This is a genomic window from Rhizobacter sp. P2_G4 (assembly GCF_056403575.1).
Genome location: NZ_JBFUFG010000002.1, coordinates 382,273 through 406,251, shown reverse-complemented (window position 1 = coordinate 406,251; position 23,979 = coordinate 382,273). Strand labels below are relative to the sequence as shown.

The window sequence follows — 23,979 nt, the reverse complement described above, 5'->3', positions numbered from 1 at the left end:
GACCGAATCGAGGCGGCACACGGCCGCAAGCGCGGGCCGTGTGCCGACCTGTATAGCCAACCAGAAGAGAGATGTCGTATGGGCTTGAACAACATGATCCGCAGCTTCACCATCCGCACGCGCATGCTCGGCGCAGTCGCCGTCGTCGCCCTGTCGCTGCTGCTCGTCGGCGCGGTGGGCCTGATCGGCCAGCGCTACAGCAACTCGGTCAGCATGTCTTTCTTCAGTACCGAGTTCTCCGCCATCCAGCGCATTGCGACGCTGCGCACCGCGATGCACCAGCTGCGGGTGCGTGAGAACGAAATGCTGATCCAGTACGAGGCGCCGGAGAAGTTCGGCAAGGCCCGTGACGCATGGACGAAGACCTTCACCGACATCGACTCTTCGGGCAAGGCGCTCGTCGAGTCGTTGACCGACCAGACACAGATCGCCAAGGCGAACGAGGTGCTGGCCTCGGTGGCCAAGTACAAGACACGCTTCATCCCGGTGATGAAGCAGCTGGAGGCGCAGTCGTTCGACACCGCGCGCGCCGCCGTTATCCTCGTCACGCGTGTGCAAGACGACTACAACAGCGCGCTGACCTCCATCGACACGCTGGCGCTCGACATCGACGCCTCGGCCCAAGCTGGCCAGAAGCGCCTGCAGGCAGCCGGCAGCATGGTGACGGTGCTGCTCTTCGGCGCCATCGCGGTGCTGCTGGTGATCATCACGCCGCTGACGCTGGTCAACATGAACTCGATCTGCAAGCCGCTGGGCGACGCACAGGTGCTTGCCGAGGCCATCGCCAAGGGTGACCTGACCGATCGCCACGTGGACACCGCCGGCAAGGACGAAGCCGCCGGCCTGCTGCGCGCCCTCTCGCAGATGCGCACGTCGCTCAGCCAGATGGTGGGCCAGGTGCGCAACTCGACCGACAGCATCAGCACCGCGTCGAATGAAATTGCCGTGGGGAATCAAGACCTGAGCCAGCGCACCGAGCAGACCGCCAGCAACCTGCAGCAAGCCGCTTCGTCGATGGAGCAGCTCACCGGCACCGTGAAACAGAGTGCCGACTCGGCCCGCCAAGCCAACCAGCTCGCAGCCTCAGCGGCTGAAGTGGCGACCCGTGGCGGCAACGTGGTCTCGCAGGTCGTGACCACGATGGACGAGATCAACGCCAGCTCCAAGAAGATCAGCGACATCATCGGCGTGATCGATGGCATCGCCTTCCAGACCAACATCCTCGCGCTGAATGCAGCGGTCGAAGCGGCTCGTGCCGGCGAACAGGGCCGCGGCTTCGCGGTGGTTGCCAGCGAAGTGCGCAGCCTGGCCGGCCGCTCTGCCGAAGCGGCGAAAGAAATCAAGAGCCTGATCGGCGCAAGCGTCGAGCGTGTGCAGGCCGGTTCCCGCCTCGTGGCGGATGCCGGTTCGACGATGACGGAGATCGTCGGCTCGGTGCAGCGTGTGTCAGACATCATCGGCGAGATCACTGCCGCATCGTCGGAGCAGAGCGACGGCATCGGCCAGGTCAACTCGGCCGTGGTGCAGCTCGACCAGATGACGCAGCAGAACGCTGCGCTGGTCGAAGAGTCCGCCGCGGCGGCCGAAAGCCTGAAAGACCAGGCGGGGCGCCTGGCTCAAGTGGTCGGTGCCTTCAAGCTCTGACCGACCCAACAGAACCACTCAACGCAAAGCAGTACACACCATGGGCCTCAACAACTTGAAGATTGGGGTACGCCTCAGCCTCGGATTCGGGGCCGTGCTGGCCCTGCTGCTCGCGATGGTCGGCGTGGCTTATGTCCACATGGTGAAGACCGAACGTGCCATGGAAGAGCTGTCGGCCAGCGAGAAGCGAGCCAACACGGTCGACGAGTGGCAGCGCAAGACCCAGCTCAACCTTACCCGCGCCATCGCCATCGCCAAGGCCGCAGGCCAGCCCGATGTGGAGGGCTACTTCAGCCCGCTCATCAAGGAGACCTCGAAAGAGATCTCCGAGCTGCAGAAGGCCATGGAAGCCCACACCGATACCGACACCGGGCGTGCGCTGATGGCCGCCATCGCCCAGAAGCGCGATGTCTACGTCGGCTTGCGCGGCAAACTCTATGAACACCTGAAGATCGGCGACGTCCCGGCTGCGGAAACCCTGCTCAACGAAAAGATGCTGCCCGCTTCGGTCGCCTATCTGGGCGCCATGGGGGACATGCAGAACTACGAGCGCAAGCAGGCGGACAACCAGACAGCGGCGCTGCGCAGCAGCATGGCGATGGCCAAGGGCGTGCTCATCGCGCTGACGATCGTGAGCCTGTGCGTCGGCGCGGGCATGGCCTTCGTGATCATGCGCTCGGTCACCACACCGGTTCGCGAAGCCGTGGCAGCCGCACGCGTCATCGCATCCAACGACCTGTCTCAACGCCTCGACTCAACCCGCCGCGACGAACTGGGTGACTTGCTTCGCGCGCTGTCTGACATGCAAGGCTCGCTGCAGCAGATGGTCGGGCAGGTTCGCCACTCCACGGACAGCATCACCACCGCCTCCGCCGAGATCGCAACCGGTTCCCAGGACCTGAGCGCCCGCACCGAGCAGACCGCCTCCAATTTGCAGCAGACCGCCTCGTCGATGGAAGAGCTGACGGCCACCGTGCGCCAGAGCGCCGACTCGGCGCACCAGGCCAACCAGCTCGCCGCCTCCGCCGCTGAAGTCGCTGCGCGTGGCGGCAATGTCGTCGCCCAGGTCGTGAGCACGATGGACGACATCAACGCCAGCTCGAAGAAGATCAGCGACATCATCGGCGTGATCGATGGCATCGCGTTCCAGACCAACATCCTCGCGCTGAATGCTGCGGTGGAAGCAGCTCGCGCCGGTGAACAGGGCCGTGGGTTCGCGGTCGTCGCCAGCGAAGTACGCAGCCTGGCCGGCCGTTCGGCCGAAGCGGCCAAAGAGATCAAGAGCCTGATCGGCGCCAGCGTGGAGCGCGTGCAGGCTGGTTCTCGTCTGGTGGCCGATGCCGGCGCCACCATGACCGAGATCGTGAATTCGGTGCAGCGCGTGTCGGACATGATCGGCGAGATCACCGCCGCGTCGTCCGAGCAAAGCGATGGCATCGGGCAGGTCAACACGGCCGTGGCCAATCTCGACCAGATGACGCAGCAGAACGCAGCGCTCGTCGAAGAGTCTGCCGCCGCCTCCGAAAGCCTCAAGGAACAGGCGCGCACGCTGGCCCATCTCGTCAGCACTTTCAAACTCGACCCGGCTACAACATGAAAAACATCTCGATCGGATACCGCCTTGGTGTGGGCTTTTCAGCGGTGCTGGCGCTGACGCTGGTGATCGTCGCGCTGGCGCAGCAGCGCCTGGGCGAACTCGACAGATTCCGCCAGGCGCAGCAGTCCAGCAGCCGCCACGCGGCACTGGTCGAGCAGTGGCGCAGCCTCACGCAGTCGAACGTGACACGTGTGCTGTCGCTCGCGAAAGCGGGCAGCCCGAAGGCACTCAGAAGCTACCTCAACCCGCAGATCCGCGAGACAACCGAACGCATCGCCAAGCTGCAGCAGGAAATCGCAGCCAGCTTCGTGCTGCCCGCCGAAACCGCCGCGATGGAGAAGGTCACCGAGAAGACCAAGGCCTTCATTGCCAAGCGCGATGAAATTCTCTCTGGCATGGAAGGTGGCGACACCTCCGGCGCCACCCTGGTCGACAGCGAGCTGGTCCCCCTGGCCAAGGCGTACGACCAGGCGATCGTTGCCCTGCTGGACACCGTGAGCGGTGCCGCCGACGCCGATGCCGCTGCGGCTGCCGAGCAGATCCGCTTCACCCGCTGGCTGCTGCTCGCAATGGGCGCGATGGCCACGCTGCTGGGCTCGGCGATTGCCTGGGCACTCACCCGCTCCGTCACCCAGCCGATGCGCCAGGCCATGGCCGACGCCGCACGCATTGCCGAGGGCAACCTGTCTGTCGCGGCCACCGTGGATCGCAACGACGAAGTGGGCGCCTTGCAGCGCACGATCGATCAGACGCGCCAAGCCTTGAGCGGCATGGTCGGCCAGATCCGCCTCGCAACAGACAGCATCGGCGTGGCCTCGGCCGAGATCACGCACGGCAACCTCGACCTGAGCCAGCGCACGGAGCAGACTGCCTCCAACCTGCAGCAGACCGCCTCGTCGATGGAACAGCTCACGGGCACCGTGAAGCAGAGCGCTGACTCCGCCCGCCAGGCCAACCAGCTCGCCGCCTCGGCCGCCGAAGTCGCCACACGTGGCGGCAAGGTGGTCTCGCAGGTCGTGACCACGATGAACGAGATCACCACCAGCTCGAAGAAGATCAGCGACATCATCGGCGTGATCGATGGCATCGCGTTCCAGACCAACATCCTCGCGCTGAATGCTGCGGTCGAAGCAGCCCGCGCCGGCGAACAGGGCCGCGGCTTCGCGGTCGTGGCCAGCGAGGTACGCAGCCTTGCCGGCCGCTCGGCCCAGGCCGCCAAAGAGATCAAGAGCCTGATCGCCGCGAGCGTCGACCGGGTCGAAGCCGGCTCGCGCCTGGTGGCCGATGCAGGCACCACGATGACCGAGATCGTCGGCTCGGTGCAGCGCGTCTCCGACATCATTGGCGAGATCAGCGCCGCCGCCTCGGAACAGAGCGACGGCATCGGCCAGATCAACACCGCCGTCACCCAGCTCGACCAGATGACGCAGCAGAACGCCGCGCTGGTCGAAGAGTCGGCCGCCGCCGCAGAAAGCCTCAAGGAGCAGGCCTCACGGCTGACTCAGATGGTTTCCACCTTTCAACTTCACGCAGCCTGATCGGGATCGACATCGTGCTCCAACAACTCAGCTTCAAACGCAAGATCGGCCTGCTCGTGGTCAGCGCCGTGGCCGGACTGACCATCGTCACCAGCCTGTCGGTCTACCAGACGCGCAACGACATCCTCGAAGGGCGCCGCGTGGAGCTGCGCTCGGCGGTGGACTCGGCCTACAACGTCGCGGCCGGCTACCAAGCCGCAGCCGCCGCGGGCACGATGAGCGTCGAGGATGCGCAGAAGGCCGCCTCCGAGGCAGTCAAGCACGCGCGCTACGGCGGCCCGGAAGGCAAGGCAAATTACTTCTACATCGTGACGACCGACGGTGTCGGCGTGATGCACCCGTTCATCAAGACCTGGGCCGAGCACACGCAGCTCGCAGGCAAGAAGAACGCCCAGGGCGTCGACACCGTCAAGATCCTGATCGACGCGATGGCCGCCAGCAAAACCGGCATCACCCATGTGGAATCGATGGTGGCTCGCGCCGGCGACACCGACCCCAAGGCCACGCTCTACCCGAAGTTGCAGTACATGCGCACCGTGCCGGGCTGGAACTGGATCGTGGGCTCGGGCTTGTACATGGACGATGCGGACGCGCAAGTGCGCAGCGCCGTGCTCAAGCAGCTGGGCCTGTGCCTGGCCGTGCTGATGGCCATCGGCGCGGTGGGTTTCCTGGTCTCGCGCAGCGTGATCAGGCAGCTCGGCGGCGAGCCCTCTGAAGCGCTGGACATCATGTCCGAAGTGTCCAAGGGCAACCTGGCCGTGAACATTCCGGCGGCACCGGCGGGTAGCCTCGTTGCCGGCCTGCAGACCATGATCCATTCGGTGCGTGACACGCTCGTGCAAGTGCGTGCTTCGACCGACAGCATCAGCACCGCGTCGAATGAAATCGCCGTGGGCAATCAAGACCTGAGCCAGCGCACCGAGCAGACCGCGAGCAACCTGCAGCAGGCCGCTTCGTCGATGGAGCAGCTCACCGGCACCGTGAAGCAATCGGCCGACTCGGCCCGCCAGGCCAACCAGCTCGCCGCCTCGGCCGCTGAAGTGGCAGCACGCGGCGGCAACGTGGTCTCGCAGGTCGTGACCACGATGGACGAGATCAACGCCAGCTCGAAGAAGATCAGCGACATCATCGGCGTGATCGATGGCATCGCGTTCCAGACCAACATCCTCGCGCTGAACGCTGCGGTGGAAGCAGCCCGCGCCGGCGAGCAAGGCCGCGGCTTCGCGGTCGTGGCGAGCGAAGTGCGCAGCCTGGCTGGCCGTTCGGCCGAAGCCGCCAAGGAGATCAAGGGCCTCATCGGCGCCTCGGTCGACAAGGTGGAAGCAGGTTCGCGCCTGGTGGCCGATGCCGGCGCCACGATGACCGAGATCGTCGGTTCGGTGCAGCGCGTCTCGGACATCATCGGCGAGATCACCGCTGCGGCCTCTGAGCAGAGCGATGGCATCGGCCAGGTCAACACGGCTGTGGTGCAGCTTGACCAGATGACGCAGCAGAACGCCGCGCTGGTCGAAGAATCCGCCGCCGCGGCTGAAAGCCTCAAGCAACAAGCCGGTACGCTGGCCAAGGCCGTGGGCACCTTCCGCCTCGGCAACGAGCAAGCCGCCAAGGCGGATTACGCGCCGGCAGTCACTACCTCAACCGCAGCCGCCAAGCCCGCATCGAGCTTCAAGCCGTCGGCCCCTGCGGCCAAGTTCAAGGCTGCGGCTCCTGCGGTCAAGCTTGCCTCGGTCAAGGCACCTACCGCTGCCGCTCCGCGCGCCCTGGCGCCGGCAACCGGCGCTGCCAAGCCTGCGGCTCCGGCCGTGGCCGCCGCCGCGCACAACGACGACTGGGAAACCTTCTGAGGTTCCACTGAAGCGCGCGCATGAACATCCAGAACCTGAGCATTCGCACGAAGCTCATGGGCGGCTTCGCCCTCGTGCTGCTGATCGCCATCGGACAGAGCCTGCTGTCGATTTCGCGACTGTCGACCGTCAACGCCCAGTCCACTGAGATCACGCAGGACTGGCTGCCCAGCGTGCAGCTCCTGGGCAACATGGACACTGAACTTGCCGCCTACCGGGCGACGCGGCTGAACCTCATGCTGACCGATACGCCGCAGTCCGTCGACGCGGTGGAGGCCGAGCTGAAGAAGATCGAAGCGGTGATGGACAAGGAGATCGTCCTCTACATGCCACTGATCAGCAGCCCTGAAGAGAAAGCGCTGTTCGACCAATTCCTGCCGAAGTGGAAGAACTATTTGGCGTTCGGCGACGACCTCTTCGTGCTGATCCGTTCCGGCGACATGACCACCGCCAAAAGCTTCTTCAACGGCGCGGCCAGCAAGTCGTACGCCGACGCTGATGCAGCGCTGAGAAAACTGATCGAACTGAACCGCACAGGCGCCATGGCGGCCAGTGCCAAAGGCGACGCGGTCTATGCGCAATCGCGCATCATCTTGTTGAGCTCGCTGGGCGTGATGCTCTTGCTCGGCCTGGGCATCGGCTGGTTCGTGTCGCGCGACCTCGTCAACGCAGCAGCCTTGGCGGTCTCGCAAGCAGACAAGATGGCCGAAGGCGACCTGAGCCACACCCCGGCGGTCGATCGGCGCGATGAGATGGGCCGCTTGCTCGAAGCGTTGAACAAGATGCAAACCAACCTGCGCGGCATCGTCGCGGGGGTACGCCAGAACGCCGAAGGCGTCGCCACCTCAAGCGCCGAGATCTCGCAAGGCAACAACGACCTGAGCGCACGCACCGAACAGCAGGCGAGCGCGCTGGAAGAAACCGCGGCGTCGATGGAAGAGCTGTCGAGCACGGTGAAACAGAACGCCGACAACGCACGCCAGGCCAACCAACTGGCGCTGAGCGCCTCGACGGTGGCCGTCTCAGGCGGCGACGTGGTGAACCGCGTCGTCGGCACCATGAAGGGCATCAACGATTCGTCGAAGCGCATCTCCGACATCATCGGCGTGATCGACGGGATCGCCTTCCAGACCAACATCCTGGCGCTGAACGCCGCAGTGGAAGCAGCCCGCGCCGGCGAACAGGGCCGCGGCTTTGCGGTGGTGGCCGCCGAGGTGCGCAGCCTCGCGCAGCGCTCGGCCGACGCCGCCAAGGAGATCAAGACCCTCATCTCCACCAGCGTGGAGCGTGTGGAACAAGGCACGGCCCTGGTCGACCAGGCCGGCGCAACGATGCAGGAAGTGGTGTCGTCGATCAGGCGCGTGACCGACATCATGGGCGAGATCAGCGCGGCCAGCGCCGAGCAATCGGCCGGTGTCGCGCAGGTGGGTGAAGCCGTCACCTCCATGGACCAGACCACGCAGCAAAACGCCGCGCTGGTGGAACAGAGCGCCGCCGCCGCCGAAAGCCTCAAGACGCAGGCGCAGCAGCTGGTGAATGCGGTGGCGGTGTTCAAGCTGAGCAGCCACGATGTGCCAGGCGCCACCATCGCCGCGCCCGTGGTGGAGCGCCGTTCGCCGGATCGCGCCACCAACGTGACGCGCATCCATCCCAAATCCAAGGCTGTGGCACCAAGCGCGCCGGTGGCGAACGCCCCGGTAGCGGCCAAGGCAGTCTCGCGCCCTGCCCCTGTCTCTGCCCCATCAGCCGCCGTCGCGGCCGCGGGTGCAGGCACCGACGACTGGGAAAACTTCTGAGGCACCGGTAGCTCATTCAGCCCGAACGGCCCGCTCGCGCGGGCCGTTTTCATGGACGCTTCGAACGAACTGCACCTGCAAAGCCCCGTTGCAGTGCGGATCAAGTGCTCTGCCGGTGTGCAGAATTCCTTACATCGGTGCCATCGGATTGCCGATAAGACGGGGAGCAGTTCCTGCCTTCATCGTTCAACGGAGACACCTCATGTCCAAGCACTTCGGCCACCTGGCCATCGCCACCCTCGCCGCCCTCAGCTTCAGCGCCCACGTCGCAGCCAAGGAAGGCAATGCCACGGCCGACGAAGCCTCTGCCATGGTCAAGAAGGGTGTCGCCTTCATCAAGGCCAACGGCACCGAAAAGGGCTACGCCGAGATCACCAAGAAGGGTGGTCAGTTCTCCGACCGCGACCTCTATCTCGTGGTCTACGGCCTGGACGGCACGGTGCACGCCCACGGCGCCAACGAAAAGATGATCGGCAAGAACCTGATCGAGCTCAAGGACGTCGACGGCAAGGCCTTCGTGAAAGAGCGCGTCGAGCTGGGCCAGTCGAAAGGCACGTTCTGGCAGGACTACAAGTTCACCAACCCCGTCACCAAGAAGATCGAGCCCAAGACCTCGTACTGCGAAAAGCTGAACGACTCTGTGGTCTGCGGCGGCATCTACAAATAAGCAAGCGGCTTCCTGCCGCGAAGGGAACAACTTCATGAAACTGGGTGCCAAGCTGTTGGCTGCGCCGCTGTTGACGGCGGTGATGGTCTTGTCCATCGCCACCGTGAACACCGCGCTGCAAAGCCGAACGACCACGCAGAACCATGCCTCGTTCAAGAACGACATGGAGAGCTTTCGCACCATCACCAGTGTGCAGGACCAGTTCGCCACGGCGCACGCCAACGTCTACAAGACGGTGGCGCTGATCGGCTCGCTCGACGACGCCAAGATCAAGGCCTTTCGCGCCTCGCTGACCACCCAGCTGGGCGGCATGAAGCGCACGCTGAGCGGCATGGTTGAAGCCGGTGCCGCCAACAACGAATTCAACACCGGCGTGGCCGCTCTGGGCCAGCAGATCGACAAGTACGGCAAGCAGGCCGATTCGGCGATCGACCTGTCGACCGTCGACCCCAACACCGGCATCGCAGCGATGCAGAACGCCGACGCCACCTTCGCGTCGGTTGCCACCTCGCTTGGCGGGCTGGTGGCCAAGATGGAAGCCGCTTCGTCCGAAGCCATGGCTGCCGATGCCGCCCGCGCCAACCAGCGCAGCCTCTTGCTTGGGGCACTGGGCCTGATCGTCTGCGGCGCCGCCGTGGGCGCCGCCTGGTGGATGCAACGCAAAGTGATCGACGACCTGAACCGCGCCGTCGGCGTGGCGAGCGAGGTGGCCAACGGCAACCTCTGCGCAGATGCGAAGACCTTGCGCAACGACGAAGTGGGCGACCTGATGCGCTCGCTCGGCGCGATGATGCGCCAGCTCAGCAGCTCGCTTCAGACGGTGCGGGAATCGTCGTCATCGATCCAGACCGCGAGCGCGGAGATTGCCATCGGCAACCAGGACCTGAGCCAGCGCACGGAGCAGACTGCAAGCAACTTGCAACAGGCCGCCTCGTCGATGGACCAGCTGACCGGCACCGTGAAGCAGAGCGCTGACTCCGCCCGCCAGGCCAACCAGCTTGCCGCCTCGGCGGCCGAAGTGGCCGCACGCGGTGGCAACGTGGTCGCGCAGGTCGTGACCACGATGGACGAGATCAATGCGAGTTCGAAAAAGATCAGCGACATCATCGGCGTGATCGATGGCATCGCGTTCCAGACCAACATCCTCGCACTGAATGCAGCCGTCGAGGCAGCTCGTGCCGGCGAACAGGGCCGCGGCTTCGCGGTCGTGGCGGCCGAAGTGCGCAGCCTGGCGCAGCGCTCGGCGCAAGCGGCCAAAGAGATCAAGGGCTTGATCGGTGCCTCGGTCGAAAAAGTCGAAGGCGGTTCGCGCCTGGTGGCCGATGCAGGCGCCACGATGACCGAGATCGTCGGCTCGGTGCAGCGCGTGTCGGACATCATCGGAGAGATCACCGCCGCGTCGTCCGAACAGAGCGATGGCATCGGCCAGGTCAACACCACCGTGACGCAACTCGACCAGATGACGCAGCAGAACGCGGCGCTGGTGGAAGAGTCGGCCGCGGCGGCCGAGTCGCTGAAGGAACAGGCGACGCGGCTGGCGCAGGTGGTCTCGATCTTCCGGCTCGAGGCTCGGCCGTAGTCACCCGCAGAGCGCGTTCAGCCGCTTGTAGATGATTTACCTACAGCGGGCCGGGAAAGTACCGATATGACAACGATGGCGCTGCACGCCCCTGGCATGCACCGCATTCGAACTTGTCTTCAATCGTCGAAATTCGGAGGGTACTTTCCATGATCTCCCTGTCTTCGCTCCGCCTGGGGCCTCGCCTGGCTGTCGGCTTCGGCTCTCTCGTCCTGCTGTGCGCGGGCGTCGTGGGCCTCGGCATCGACCGCATCGCCACGATGCGCAGCGTGTCGGTTCAACTCGGCACGACCGAGGCCGAGAAGCTATCGCTGGCCGAGCAGTGGGGGCGTTCCATCGAGTCGAACACCGCGCGCACCTGGGTCGTGTTCTTCGCGAGCGACGAACAGGTCAAGCAGCGCGTGCGGGCCGAGATGCTCGAGACCAACAAGGGCACGACGGAGCGGCTCACCCGCCTGAAGGAAATCGCCGACTCGGTCGAAGACAAGCGCCTGCTCGAGGACATCTCGACGCAGCGCGACGCGTTCCAGAGCCTGCGCAACGGCCTGCTCAAGCGCAAGGAAGCCGGCGAAGACGTGAGCGCCGAGGTGATGGAGAAGCTCTTCCCCGCCGCCAAGGCCTACCTCGACGTCGTGCAGAAGATGATCGTCGCCCAGCGCGACAGCATGGCCGCCACCAAGGTGCAGGCCGAAGCTGCGGCGCTGCACGGCAGCGTGGCCCTGGGCATCGGCGGCGCACTGGCGGTGCTGCTGGCGGTGGGCTTTGCCTGGCGCCTCACCCGCTCGGTGGTGAAGCCGATGGCACAGGCCAAGTCACTCGCCGCCTCCATTGCGGCCGGCGACCTGACACAGCGGGTTGACGTGCACGGCCAGGACGAAGCCGCCGAGCTGCTGCATGCGCTCGACGACATGCAGAAGGCCCTGGGCCGCATGGTGGGCCAGGTGCGCACCTCGGCCGACAGCATCTCCACCGCGTCGAGCGAGATTGCCACTGGTAACCATGACCTCAGCGCACGCACCGAGCAGACGGCCAGCAACCTGCAGGAAGCAGCTGCCTCGATGGAGCAGCTCACGGGCACCGTGAAGCAGAGCGCCGACTCGGCCCGACAAGCCAACCAACTGGCCGCCTCGGCTGCCGAAGTGGCCGCACGCGGCGGCAACGTGGTCGCCCAGGTGGTGACCACCATGAACGAGATCAACGCCAGCTCGAAGAAGATCAGCGACATCATCGGCGTGATCGATGGCATCGCATTCCAGACCAACATCCTCGCGCTGAACGCCGCGGTGGAAGCGGCCCGTGCCGGCGAACAGGGCCGCGGCTTCGCAGTCGTCGCCAGCGAAGTGCGCAGCCTGGCCGGCCGCTCGGCCGAGGCCGCGAAAGAGATCAAGAGCCTGATCGGCGCGAGCGTCGACAAGGTCGAAAGCGGCTCCCGTCTCGTGGCCGATGCCGGCAGCACGATGAAGGAGATCGTCGGCTCGGTGCAGCGCGTCTCCGACATCATCGGCGAGATCACCGCCGCGTCGACCGAACAGAGCGACGGCATCGGCCAGGTCAACTCCGCCGTGGTTCACCTCGACCAGATGACGCAGCAGAACGCCGCGCTGGTCGAGGAATCGACGGCAGCCGCCGAAAGCCTGCGCGACCAGACCAGCCGCCTGACCGAGGTGGTGGCGCTGTTCCGTTTGCCGCAGTCCGCCGGACTGAAGTAAACGGCACATTTAGCCGTTCATCCGCCCTTTAGTTGCCCGGCAGAACGCCGATAGTCACTCCAGCACGCCGAATTGGCGCCTCTCAAAGGAATTTCCATGGACATGATTCACGAAGCCGCACACGTCGCACGCCACGAAGCTGCGCGCGCCGCCCTGGCCGCCCAGTCGGGCAGCGAATTTCTGACCTTCCGCCTGGGCGCCGAAGAGTACGGCATCGACATCCTGAAGGTTCAGGAGATCCGCTCGTACGAAGTGCCCACTCGCATTGCCAACGCCCCCCAGTTCGTCAAGGGTGTCGTGAACCTGCGCGGCGTGATCGTGCCGATCGTCGACCTGCGCCTGAAGCTCGGTTGCGAAACGGCCGACTACAACAGCTTCACCGTGGTCATCGTCCTCAACGTCAAGGGCCGCGTGGTCGGCGCCGTGGTGGACTCGGTCTCGGACGTGCTGGAACTGTCGGCCGACTCGATCAAGCCGGCTCCCGAAATGGCCTCGGCGGTGGACACCAGCTTCATCACCGGCATCAGCAGCGTCAACGACCGCATGCTGATCATGATGGACATCGAGTCCCTGATGGCCAGCCCCGACATGGGCTTGATGGACAGCGCGCACTGAAAATCAACGCGTGCTGAGGCACGCGACGATGTCCGGGCCTCAGCGGCTGAACTACTGCATTGAGGAATCTGGATCGTGAGTACGTTGAAATTGGGAAGCGGGTCGGTGGCCCGCAAGGTGTCGATCACCGGAGCACTGAGCCTGGCGCTGGTGCTGTTTGCGATCTGCGCGACCATGAGCCTGGTGGCGGCCGACCGCTCCCGCGCCCGCATCGTCACCTGGGTTGCAGACAAGACGCAGTCGGTGGCCGATTCCATCGACGCCTTCGACATGACCTCACGGGTGCTGGTCGAGAAGTTCTTCGTCAACTTCAAGAGCGAGTTCACCCAGCCCTTCTCGCTCGACGAGACCACCACCACACTGAAGGTCGGTGAAGAAGCGCTGAACGGCAACTTCACCGCCGTCGACCGCTTCGCCAAGCAGAGCGGCGGTGTCGCCACCGTGTTCGCTCGCAAGGGCGACGACTTTCAGCGCATCACCACCTCGCTGAAGAAAGAAAACGGCGACCGCGCCATGGGCACGCTGCTGGGCGCTGCCCACCCGGCCCACTCGCTGATGCTCTCCGGCCAGACCTACACCGGCCGCGCCGTGCTGTTCGGCACGCCCTACATGACCCGCTACGAGCCCATCAAGGACGCCGGTGGCCAGGTGATCGGCATCCTGTTCATCGGCTTCGACGTGTCGGCCTTCCAGACCGCGATCGAGAAGTTGGCCAACGACATCAAGTTCTTCGAGACCGGCGGCGTCTACGTCATCGACCCGAAGAAGTCGCCTGAAGAAGCCGTGTTCGTGGTGCACCCCACCGCGAAGGGCAAGAAGGTCATCGAGACCTACCCCGACGCCAAGGATCTGATGGCCCGGCTCGAGGCGTCGACCGAAGGCCTGAGCATGCAAGGCGGCTCGATCCGCGAGACCTCGCACAAGGACCACTGGGCCGTGCTGCGCAAGGCCAAGGCCGGCAACCAATGGGTCGTGTCCGAAGTGTCGGATTCCGAAGCCATGGCAACCCACTGGGCCACCATCATTCCGTTCGCCACGCTGCTGGGCCTGGCCGCGATGCTGCTGGGCGGCGGCCTCTTCCTCATGATGCGCCGCTGGGTCGGCCAGCCGCTGCGCGAACTCTCGAGCGCGGTCACGGTGCTCGCCGACGGCGACCTGAGCCGCAGCTTCCACAGCGACCGCAAGGACGAGATCGGCGACCTGATCCGCGACGTGGAAGGCATGCGTGCCCGCTTCCAGCAGATGATGACGGCAATGCGCAGCTCGGTCGATTCGATCACCACCGCCAGCACCGAGATCGCCAGCGGCAACCTCGACCTGAGCCAACGCACCGAGCAGACCGCCACCAACCTGCAGCAGGCTGCGTCGTCGATGACGCAGCTGAACAGCACCGTGAAGCAGAGCGCCGACTCGGCGCGCCAGGCGAATCAGCTTGCGTCGTCGGCCGCCGAGGTCGCCGCACGCGGCGGCCTGGTGGTCTCGCAAGTCGTCACGACGATGGACGAGATCAACGCCAGCTCGAAGAAGATCAACGACATCATCGGCGTGATCGATGGCATCGCCTTCCAGACCAACATCCTCGCGCTGAATGCCGCTGTCGAAGCGGCCCGCGCCGGCGAACAAGGCCGCGGCTTCGCGGTCGTCGCCAGCGAAGTGCGCAGCCTCGCGCAGCGCTCGGCGCAAGCGGCCAAGGAGATCAAGAGCCTCATCGGCGCATCGGTCGACAAGGTGGAAAGCGGCTCGCGCCTCGTCGCCGATGCCGGCGCCACGATGAACGAGATCGTGGGCTCGGTGCAGCGGGTGTCGGACATCATTGGCGAGATCACGGCTGCGTCGAGCGAGCAGTCCGATGGGATCGGGCAGATCAATGGGTCGGTGATCCAGCTGGATCAGATGACGCAGCAGAACGCGGCCTTGGTCGAGGAGTCGGCGGCGGCGGCCGAGTCGTTGAAGGAGCAGGCTCGGAGGTTGTCGGAGGCGGTGTCGGTGTTTCGCCTTTCGGCTGGGTGAGCTTTCCGTTTGTTTTTTCAAAAGGGGCGGCCTGCGGGTCCTTCGCTCCCACTTAGCTCAGGCTGAGGTATTGAAGCCTTGCTCTGCTTTTGCGTGGTGTTTGTTCACTGCGTGAGGCCGAGTCGGGATGTCGTCCCGACAGCCGACTCACTTTCTTTCGCTTCCCCGAAAGAAAGTAAGCAAAGAAAGGGGGACCCGACGGTGGCGGTCGGCCCGTGGCCGACTGCTCTGTGGTGCTCGGTCTTTGGGGCCCGCGCCAAACTCGCTTCGCGGCCTGCGGCCGCTGCGCTCAGACAAACGGCGCGAAGTCAGTTAACGAAGCGTGCTGCGCACGCGGCCCCAAAGCCCTGCGCTCCTCGACGCCACCCACGGGACCCAAGAGCAATGCAGTCGTTGCTTCGCAACTTCCCCATCCACGCCTCGCTTCGCCTCAGGCGCGAGCGAAGCGAGGCGTCTTCGTGCGATGCGCAGCGAGCCGAGTCGGGTGTTCGTCTCCCCCTTCGGACGAGCTGAGCAGCGCAGGGCTTTGCGGCGCGCGCGATAGCGCGCATCCACAACTGACTTCGCGCCGTTTGTCTGAGCGCAGTGAGCGCAGCGAACGAAGTGAGTTTGGCGCGGCCGCAAAGACCGAGCAGCGCAAGGCAGCCCTTGCGCAGCAAGGGCCGAGTCGGCAGGGGTCGCTTCTTTGCCTCCTTTCTTGTCGATACAAGAAAGGAGGTCGGCCGCCGGGACGAAAACCCGGCGCGGCCTCACGCAGTGAACAAGAGATTCGCGAAAGCGAGACAGGCGGTGCAGGCCGCCCCACGAAAGAGCAAGAAAACCTACTCCGCCGCCGCCCGCCGCAACGTCTCCACCACAGGCCTGCGCAACACCTCGCGCAAACCCCACCACCCCGCCCCCAACGCCAACAACGCCCCCGCGGCAGCGCCCACCAACGGCACAAACGGTGAAGCATTCCAGCTGAACTGAAAAACGTACTTCGCCAACGCCCACCCCACCGCCACCGCCGCAATCGACGCCAGAAACCCGGCCAATGCACCGACCCCGAGCAACTCGGCCCGCTGCACCTGCGCCAACAGCTTGCCGCTCGCCCCCAGCGCCCGCATCACCGCGAACTCCCGCGCCCGCGCCTCGCGCGTCGCGGTGATCGCCGCGAACAGCACCACGAGGCCGGCCGCCAGGGTGAAGGTGAACAAGAACTCCACCGCGCGGATCACCTGGTCGAGCACGCCCTGTATCTGGCTGATCGACGCCGACACGTCGACGTTCGTGATGTTGGGAAACTCGCGGCTCAGCGCGTTGTCGAACCCCGCAGCAGAAGGTGCGCGAAAGGCGGCGATGTAGGTGGCCGGCACGTCGGCCATCTGCGCGGTGGGGAACATCACGAAGAAGTTGGCGCGCATCGAACCCCAGTCGACCTTGCGCAGGCTGGTGATGCGGCCTTCGGTCATCGCGCCGGCCACGTCGAAGCGCAGCACGTCGCCGAGCTTCAACTGCAGGGTTTCGGCCAGGCCTTCTTCGACACTCAGGCCGCCCTTCTCTTCGCCGACCCACTTGCCGCCAGTCACCACGTTGTGCTGCGGCAGCTTGTCGCTGTGGCTGAGGTTGAACTCGCGGTCAAGCAGGCGCCGGGCGCGGTCGTCCTGAAGGCCGTCGGTCGAAGTCGTCTTGCCGTTGATGGCCACCAGGCGGCCGCGGATCATCGGGTACCAGTCGTACTGGCTCACACCGGCAGCGCGCAGCCGCGCCTGGAAGGCGTCGCCCTGCTCAGGCTGCACGTTGATCACGAATCGGTTGGGCGCATCGGGCGGCGTGGCCTGACGCCAGCTGGAGATGAGGTCGGTGCGCAGCAGCACCAGCAGGCACAGCGCGAGCAGGCCCACGCTCAGGGCCGACACCTGCAGCACGGCGAATGCAGGCCGCGCGGCGATCTGCCGGGTCGCGAGCACCAGCCAGCGCGGTGCGCGCGCTTCGGGCACCGCGCGGCGCAAGGCCTGCACCGCCAGCCACGACAGCACGGCGAAGACGGCGACGGCCGCCGCAAAGCCGCCTACCGCGATCAGGCCCAGCTGCAGGTCTGACGACACTGCCAGCAGCAAGGCGACAAAGCCGGCAGCACCGGCGCCCAGCACCGCAATCGACGCGGGCTTCAACGCGCCCACGTCGCGACGGATCACACGCAGCGGCGGCACCTGCGACAGCTGCAGCACCGGCGGCAGGCCGAAACCCATCAGCAAGGTGAAGCCCACGCCGACGCCGAACAGCGCCGGCCAGCCCGTGGCCGCCGGCATGCTGGCATTCACCAGGCCGGCGAGCAGGTACACGAAGACGTAGTGCACCGCGTAACCCAGCGCGACGCCGGCCACGCTGGCGAGCAGGCCGACGAAGGCGAATTCGATCAGGTACTGCAAGGCGATCGTGCGCTGCGGCTGGCCGAGCACGCGCAACATCGCGCAGTCGTCCAGGTGACGGCTGGCGAAGTCGCGCGCGGCAATGCCCACCGCTACGGCGGCGAGCAGCGCGGCGAGCAAGGCCACGAGATTCAGGAACTTCTCGGCGCGGTCGAGCGTCTGGCGCATCTCGGGGCGGCCGCTTTCCAGCGACTCGACGCGCACGCCGCGCAGCGAGCCGCTCTTCACCTGGGCATCGGCCCACTTGACGAACTCGCGCACCGGCGCTTCGTTGCTGCCCGATGCCGCCACTGCCAGGCGATACGTCACGCGGCTGGCGGGCTGGATCAGCGCGGTGGCTGCGAGGTCGGCCTCGTTGAGCATCACGCGCGGGGCAAAGCTCATGAAGCCGGCGCCGCGGTCGGGCTCGATCACGATGATGGAAGCGATCTTCAGGCGTGCATCGCCGAGCAGCAACTCATCACCCATTCGCAACTGCAGCGAGTCGAGCAGTGGGCCGTCGACCCAGACGGTGCCGCGATCGGGGGCACGCGTGGTGAGCTGCTCCTTGCCGCCGGGGGTATCGGCCAGGCGCAAAGCGCCGCGCAGTGGGTAGGCCTCGGTGACGCTTTTCACCGCCACCAGCTTGGAAGCGCCACCCCGGTCGTCGGGCGCACGGCCCATGCTGGGAAAGGTCAACGTGTTGGCCGTCTTGAGCCCGAGCTCTCGCGCCTTGTCGGCGAACGCGGGTGGCAGCGGCTGGTCGCTCGCGACGATGGCATCGCCACCCAGCAACTGACGCGCGTCACGGGCCAGACCATGGTTCAAGCGATCGGCAAAGAAGCCCACTGCGCTGAGCGCGGCGACCGCCAGCGTCACGGCGACAACCAACAGGCGCAGCTCGCCGGCACGAAAGTCGCGCGCCATCTGGCGCCACGCGAGTTGCCACAGGGACACAGTGAACGGGGTGGGCATGAGAGTCTCTCCAATCGACGGGCGGACCTTACCCGATGCGTGGGGTCGAGTGAGCTGTGCGTGTTTGCGGGGTATTGCGAACCCGCAGGTCGGTGGTCAAACTGGCGCCTGCTTCAGCCCCGCCTCGCATGCCGCCATCGACGATCACCCCCGCTCGCGCGCCGATGGCGCCGCCCTTGCTGCTCGCACTGCGGCTGGCGTTCGGCCTGCTCACGCTGGTTGCGATCGGCTGGCAGCTGAGCATCCATCTCTCGCACGGCTACAACGTGCTCAACTTCTTCAGCTACTTCACGAACCTGTCGAACCTGTTCGCGGCGGTCGTGCTGCTTCTGGGCGCGTATCACCTTCGCGCGGCAGGCACCATGCAGAACGAGGCGCTGCGAGCCGCCTCGGTCGTCAACATGGTGGTGGTTGGCGTCGTCTTCGCCGTGCTGCTTCGCGATGTGGATCTCGGCTCGCTGCTGCCCTGGATCAACTTCGTGCTCCACACGCTGATGCCCTGCGTGGTGGTGGCCGACTGGCTGCTGCAGCCACCGCGGGCGAGGCTGGGCGCGCGGCAACTGCTGCTTGCGCTGATCTTCCCTGCGCTCTATCTGGTGTACGTGCTGGTTCGCGGCAGCAGCATCGGCTGGTATCCCTACCCCTTTCTCAACCCGGCCCTTGTCGGCGGCTACAGCGGTGTCGCCGCTTACGCCGCAGGCATCACGGTGACCTTTGTGGCCGTGGCGTGGCTGGTGAGGGTTGTGGGAAACAAGCGCGCCATCAACCAGCAATTCAACTGACCGGCAAGCTGCATCTGGATTTCCAGAACACTGCGTGCAAATCGGCCGAACATTGACCGGCTGCCCGGGTGATTCAATGAGTGCATGAACACCCTGCCTACCCTTTTCCTGTCCCACGGCTCGCCGATGCTGGCGCTGGAACCGGGCGCCACCGGCCCCTTCCTGCAAGCGCTCCGGCCGACCATCGACGCCACCTTCGGCCGCCCACGCGCGATCCTCGCCGTGTCGGCCCACAGCACGGCGCGCGAGCCGGTGCTGCTCGCCTCGGCGCAGCACAAAGCGGTGTACGACTTCGGCGGATTCCCCGATGCGCTGTACCAGCTGCAATACAACGCGCCCGGCGCGCCTGAGCTGGCCACCACGGTGCAAGGCATGCTGAGCCAGGCCGGCCTGCCGGTGCACAGCCTCGACCAAGGCGGGCTCGACCATGGCATCTGGAGCATGCTGCGCTTCATGTACCCGCAGGCCGACATCCCGGTGCTGCCGCTCGCGTGGGTGCCCAACCTGCCGCCGGCGCAGCAGTTCGCGCTCGGCGAGGTGCTGGGCGGCTTGTCGCAGCAGGGCGTGCTGGTGATGGGCTCGGGCAGCATCACCCACAACCTGCGGCGCATCTTTGCGGGCGGTAGGCCGGCGGTGGATTCGCAAGAGATCGTCGAAAGTTCGTCGTTCCGCCAGTGGATGAACGAACGCAGCACAGCGCGCGACTGGGACAGCCTGTTCGCCTACCGCAGCAAGGCGCCCTACGCGGCCGACATGCACCCGACCGACGAACACCTGCTGCCCTGGTATGTGGCAGCGGGCGCCGGTGGTCGCGACCATGCGCCGCAACGGCTGCACGCCGCCGTGACCTACGGCTGCCTGGGTATGGACGCCTATGCCTTCGGGCCGCAGGCAACCTTGCTCAAGGAAGCGATGGCAGCCGAGGCGCTCGCCTAACTTCGACTTCCGAGAGGTCGCTCACGCACAGCCCAGCACACTGGCCTGACCTTCGTCCATCCACCGAAGGAGCGACACCCATCGGTGGGAACCGCCGTGAGGCGGCGCACGGAGTGGAGTCCGCATAATCCCCGGCAACAACAAGCGGGGAGACAGCGGCATGAAATTCATTTTCGGCTTGATCGGCGCGATTCTGGGCGCGCTGATGGGCGAGTGGGTGGGCGCGGTACTCGGCGTGGGGGTCGGCATCGCGCTGGCCACGATGCTGAAGAAAGCGGACGAGCCCAACAAGCCGGCCGCTCCTGCTGCCACGCCAGCGACGGCAACCGGGCCTGCGGTCGCCGTGCCGATGGAAATGCGCGTTGTGCGGCTGGAGCAGGAAGTCGCTTCGCTGAAGGCCGAAGTGAAACGGCTCTCGTCTCCGCAGCCAGCGGGGCCCGACGCTCAAGTCGCTGCAACAACGGCAGCTCCCGTCGCCGCACCGCCTGAGCCGGCGCCGTTCTTCTTCACACCAGCCCCCATCGCGGCCAGCATTCCCGCTGCCGCGCCGGCTGTGCTCTCGGTACCTGCCGCACCTGCGCCGGTGGACCTCCGCGGCATCGAACTCGACCTCGAACCCGAGCTGGTCGACACCGCACCGATGCCGATCTCCGAGCTGCCCACGCCGGCCACTGCCGACGCGGCCGTCGCCAAGTCGGCGCCTGCGGCCGCCAAGCCACCCGCACCACCGCGCCCGCCGCCTGCGCCGCAGCCCACGCTCGAAGAGCGCATGCCGCCGTTCCTGCGCAAGCTGGTCTTCGGTGGCAACACCATCGTCAAGGTGGGCGTGCTGATCCTCTTCCTGGGCCTCGCCTTCTTGCTGCGCTATGCGGCCGAACGTGTCACGGTGCCGGTGGAGCTGCGCTACGCCGGTGTGGCGCTGCTGGGCGCCGTGCTGCTGGGCCTGGGCTGGAAGCTGCGCAACCGCAAGGACGGCTACGGCCTCATTCTTCAAGGCGCGGGCATCGGCGTCTTCTACCTGACCACGCTCGCTGCGCTCAAGCTCAACCAGTTGCTGCCGACCGAGATGGCCTTCGCCTTCCTGTTCGCCGTGACGGTGCTGAGCGCCTTGCTCGCGGTGGTGCAGAACGCACCCTGGCTCGCCTACGTGGCGGCAGCCGAAGGCTTTGCCGCACCGGTGCTGGTGTCCACCGGCGGCGGCAACCACATCGCGCTGTTCTCTTACCTGGCCATCCTCGACATCGGCATCTTCCTGATGGCGTGGTTCAGGGCGTGGCGGCCGCTCAACCTGATCGGCGCCGTCGGCACCTTCACCCTCGCCGGGGCGTGGGCGCACAAGCACTACACAGATGCGCTCTACCCAAGCACACAGGCTTTTCTGTTGTTCTTCTTCGTGCTGTTCACGATGGTCGGCGTGTTGTTCGCGCGGCGTGCCCTGGCACTCGGCGACGAGCCCGATGCGCGGCGCCCGCTTGCGCAGCGGGCTGCACAAGCGCTGGCGCAGGTGGGCCGAGTCGACAGCACGCTGACCTTCGGCGTGCCGCTCGCGAGCTACGGCTTGCAGTACCTGCTGGTGCGCGGCTGGGAGTTCGGCCCGGCCTGGGCAGCGCTCGGCTTCTCGCTGTTCTACCTGCTGCTGGGCGGCGGGCTCATGCGCGGCGGCAACCAGCGCTATGCGCTCCTCGGCGAGGCCTACGTGATCGTCAGCGTGATCTTCGGCACGCTGGCGATTCCGCTCGCGCTCGAAGGCGAATGGACGGGTGCCACCTGGGCCGTCGAAGCGGCCGGCATGTTCTGGCTGGGCACACGTCAACAACGGCGCTATGCGCGCGCCTTTGCGCTGCTGGTGCTGGCGGGCGCCACGGTGCGGCTGGTCAGCGCGCTGGAGCTCGACTTCACCCCCGGCACGCCGCTGTTGATGGGCTCGGTGCTGAGCATGCTGATGCTGGCGGCAAGCGCGCTGGCGATGTTCACCGTGAGCCGCCGCGCACAGCTCGACCAGCACGCCGACTGGGAGGCTGCCGGCGCCGTCGGCCAGCTGTGGATCGGCGTGGCGGCGCTCGCAACCCTGGCTTGGCTGGTGCTCGTGCCCGCCTGGGCCTGTGTGGCGACCTCCTTGCTGGCGCTGGCCTGCGCCGTGGTGCAGACGCGAATCAAGCTGCCGGCCCTGCAGTGGGCGAGCGCCGCGCTGCATGCCGTGGCGCTGGGCAGCTTCGTCGCCACGTTGCAAACCGTGGATGGCGCGGCCATGCTGAGCAGTGGCTGGCAAGGCCTGGTGGCCGCCACGCTGATCGGCGCGAGCCTGCTGATCAGCGCGTGGCTGCCGCTGCAGGCAGCATTGCGCGAGGCGGAGGCCCGGCACACCGTGCCGACGTGGTCGCTGGGCAGCAGCGTCGGCCTGCTGGCCGGCATGGGCGCGCTCGCCTCGAGCCTCTTGTTCGTGATGCCGGCCGACGAAGCCGCGCGCATCTGGCCGTGGATGGGCGTGGCGGCGCTGTGGCTGGGCTTGCGGCTGGGCCACCCGGCACTCGCCATCTCGTGGGGCGCCTTGCAGGTCGTCGCGGCCTTCGCCTTCGGCATTTACGGACCGGACCTTTGGGCCGACGAAAGCGCGGCCCTCACGCTGTGGACGCCGCTGGGCTTCACGCTGGCCGCGCTGATTTCGGGCGATGCCCTGCAACGCGCCGCGAAGAAAGACACCGCCCGCGCTTGGCAACGTGCCCCGTGGCTGCAATGGGGCGTGGTGTTGTGGAGCCTGGCCTGGTGGACGCAGGTGCTGTTGCCCGATACCTACCGTCATCTGCTGCACGCGCAGCCGAAACAGTGGATGCTGCAGTGGCCCGCCGTGCTCACCGGCTGGGTGACCGTCACCTCCGTGCTCGTCACTGCCGTGGCGCGCTGGCGGGACTGGCGCGTACTCGGCCAGACAGCGTGGGTCACCGCGCCGGCCTGGGTGCTCACAGCCGTGATCGGCATCGGCACCGTTGGCTTCGCGCCCCACGAGCACCTGGGGTGGTTGGTGTGGCCGCTCGCGCTGGTGTGGCACGCGGTGCTGCTGCGCGCCCTCAAGCGCTGGTGGTCGGCCGCGGCGCTGGTGCCGCTGCACGTCGGCGGCTTCTGGCTGTTCCTGCTGCTTGCCGCACGCGAAGCGCAGTGGTGGACCACTGGCTGGGGCGAGCCGGGTTCGGCCTGGCCGGTGCTCGGCTGGGTGCTGGTGCCTGCGCTGGTGCTGGCGGTGATCACGCGGCCGCGCTGGCTGCCACGCTGGCCACTGAATGAGTTCCGCACGGCGTACCTGCTGGTCGCCTGTGCACCGGTGGCGGCGTATCTCTTGTTGTGGCTGTGGGTCAGCAACACGCAATCGGGCGCCGCGGCACCGCTGCCCTACGTGCCGCTGCTCAACCCGCTGGAGATCGGGCACGGCTTCGTGCTGCTGGCGCTGTTCTTGTGGCGCGGCGCGTTGCCGGCGTCCACCTCCAACCAGGTGCCGAGGCCGCTGCTGCTGGCCGGCCTGGGTGCCACGGCGTTTGCGCTCTACACCGGCATGGTGCTGCGCACCTGCCACCACTGGGCTGGCGTGTCGTGGAACGAAGATGCGCTGTTTGCCTCGACGCTGACGCAGGCCGCGCTCTCGGTGGCCTGGTCCATCGTCGGCGTCGCGTTGATGATGCTCGGCCACAAGCGCGTGCAGCGTGCGGTGTGGATCGTGGGCGCCGCGCTGCTGGGCGTGGTGGTGCTGAAGCTCTTCTTCGTGGAGCTGGCCGACCGCGGCGGGCTGTACCGCATCGTCTCGTTCATCGTGGTGGGTCTGCTGCTGTTGATGGTGGGCTACTTCGCACCCGTGCCGCCCAATCGCAAGGAAGCAACTGTCGAGGAAGCAAGCAATGTGGCTTGATC

At 66.4% G+C, this 23,979-nt stretch carries 14 protein-coding genes; 13 read left to right on the top strand and 1 reads right to left on the bottom strand.

Going from position 1 to position 23,979, the window contains the following annotated elements:
- The first annotated feature begins 93 nt into the window (after window positions 1-93).
- From AC1DYS_RS08350 to AC1DYS_RS08305, 10 genes are all read left to right on the top strand, one after another.
- On the top strand, window positions 94-1,644 hold the full coding sequence (locus AC1DYS_RS08350) for a methyl-accepting chemotaxis protein (protein ID WP_477897945.1): 1,551 nt from the start codon (window positions 94-96) through the stop codon (window positions 1,642-1,644).
- Between the two features lie 40 nt (window positions 1,645-1,684).
- Complete coding sequence (locus tag AC1DYS_RS08345; RefSeq protein WP_477897944.1) at window positions 1,685-3,241, top strand: methyl-accepting chemotaxis protein; 1,557 nt, start codon at window positions 1,685-1,687, stop codon at window positions 3,239-3,241.
- Window positions 3,238-4,779: a methyl-accepting chemotaxis protein gene (locus AC1DYS_RS08340; protein WP_477897942.1), complete on the top strand. Its 1,542-nt coding sequence runs from the start codon at window positions 3,238-3,240 to the stop codon at window positions 4,777-4,779. Before AC1DYS_RS08345 ends, AC1DYS_RS08340 begins: the two co-directional genes overlap by 4 nt.
- A gap of 14 nt (window positions 4,780-4,793) precedes the next feature.
- Window positions 4,794-6,623 (top strand): methyl-accepting chemotaxis protein, encoded by a 1,830-nt coding sequence (locus AC1DYS_RS08335; RefSeq protein WP_477897940.1) that lies wholly within the window; start codon window positions 4,794-4,796, stop codon window positions 6,621-6,623.
- A 20-nt stretch (window positions 6,624-6,643) separates the two neighbouring features.
- On the top strand, window positions 6,644-8,419 hold the full coding sequence (locus tag AC1DYS_RS08330; RefSeq protein ID WP_477897938.1) for a methyl-accepting chemotaxis protein: 1,776 nt from the start codon (window positions 6,644-6,646) through the stop codon (window positions 8,417-8,419).
- Between the two features lie 202 nt (window positions 8,420-8,621).
- Window positions 8,622-9,086, top strand: coding sequence for a cache domain-containing protein (locus tag AC1DYS_RS08325; protein WP_477897936.1), 465 nt, complete (start codon window positions 8,622-8,624; stop codon window positions 9,084-9,086).
- Window positions 9,087-9,120: 34 nt separating this feature from the next.
- The gene (locus tag AC1DYS_RS08320; RefSeq protein WP_477897934.1) at window positions 9,121-10,665 is read left to right on the top strand and encodes a methyl-accepting chemotaxis protein; all 1,545 of its coding nucleotides are present in this window, start codon (window positions 9,121-9,123) and stop codon (window positions 10,663-10,665) included.
- Between the two features lie 149 nt (window positions 10,666-10,814).
- On the top strand, window positions 10,815-12,374 hold the full coding sequence (locus AC1DYS_RS08315; RefSeq protein ID WP_477897932.1) for a methyl-accepting chemotaxis protein: 1,560 nt from the start codon (window positions 10,815-10,817) through the stop codon (window positions 12,372-12,374).
- A 96-nt stretch (window positions 12,375-12,470) separates the two neighbouring features.
- On the top strand, window positions 12,471-12,989 hold the full coding sequence (locus AC1DYS_RS08310; protein ID WP_052197191.1) for a chemotaxis protein CheW: 519 nt from the start codon (window positions 12,471-12,473) through the stop codon (window positions 12,987-12,989).
- Window positions 12,990-13,064: 75 nt separating this feature from the next.
- Window positions 13,065-14,999, top strand: coding sequence for a methyl-accepting chemotaxis protein (locus AC1DYS_RS08305; protein ID WP_477897930.1), 1,935 nt, complete (start codon window positions 13,065-13,067; stop codon window positions 14,997-14,999).
- A gap of 821 nt (window positions 15,000-15,820) precedes the next feature.
- On the opposite strand, the gene AC1DYS_RS08300 is transcribed toward AC1DYS_RS08305, so the two are convergent.
- Complete coding sequence (locus tag AC1DYS_RS08300) at window positions 15,821-18,364, bottom strand: ABC transporter permease (protein ID WP_477897928.1); 2,544 nt, start codon at window positions 18,362-18,364, stop codon at window positions 15,821-15,823.
- Between the two features lie 128 nt (window positions 18,365-18,492).
- Here AC1DYS_RS08300 and AC1DYS_RS08295 point away from each other — a divergent pair, with 128 nt between their 5' ends.
- The 3 genes from AC1DYS_RS08295 (at window position 18,493) to AC1DYS_RS08285 (ending at window position 23,977) form a co-directional block, all read left to right on the top strand.
- Window positions 18,493-19,146 (top strand): Pr6Pr family membrane protein, encoded by a 654-nt coding sequence (locus tag AC1DYS_RS08295; protein WP_477897926.1) that lies wholly within the window; start codon window positions 18,493-18,495, stop codon window positions 19,144-19,146.
- 84 nt (window positions 19,147-19,230) lie between these two features.
- The gene (locus tag AC1DYS_RS08290) at window positions 19,231-20,082 is read left to right on the top strand and encodes a dioxygenase family protein (protein ID WP_477897924.1); all 852 of its coding nucleotides are present in this window, start codon (window positions 19,231-19,233) and stop codon (window positions 20,080-20,082) included.
- Between the two features lie 160 nt (window positions 20,083-20,242).
- A complete protein-coding gene (locus tag AC1DYS_RS08285; RefSeq protein WP_477897922.1) occupies window positions 20,243-23,977 on the top strand; it encodes a DUF2339 domain-containing protein in 3,735 nt (1,244 codons plus the stop codon).
- Window positions 23,978-23,979: the final 2 nt, after the last annotated feature.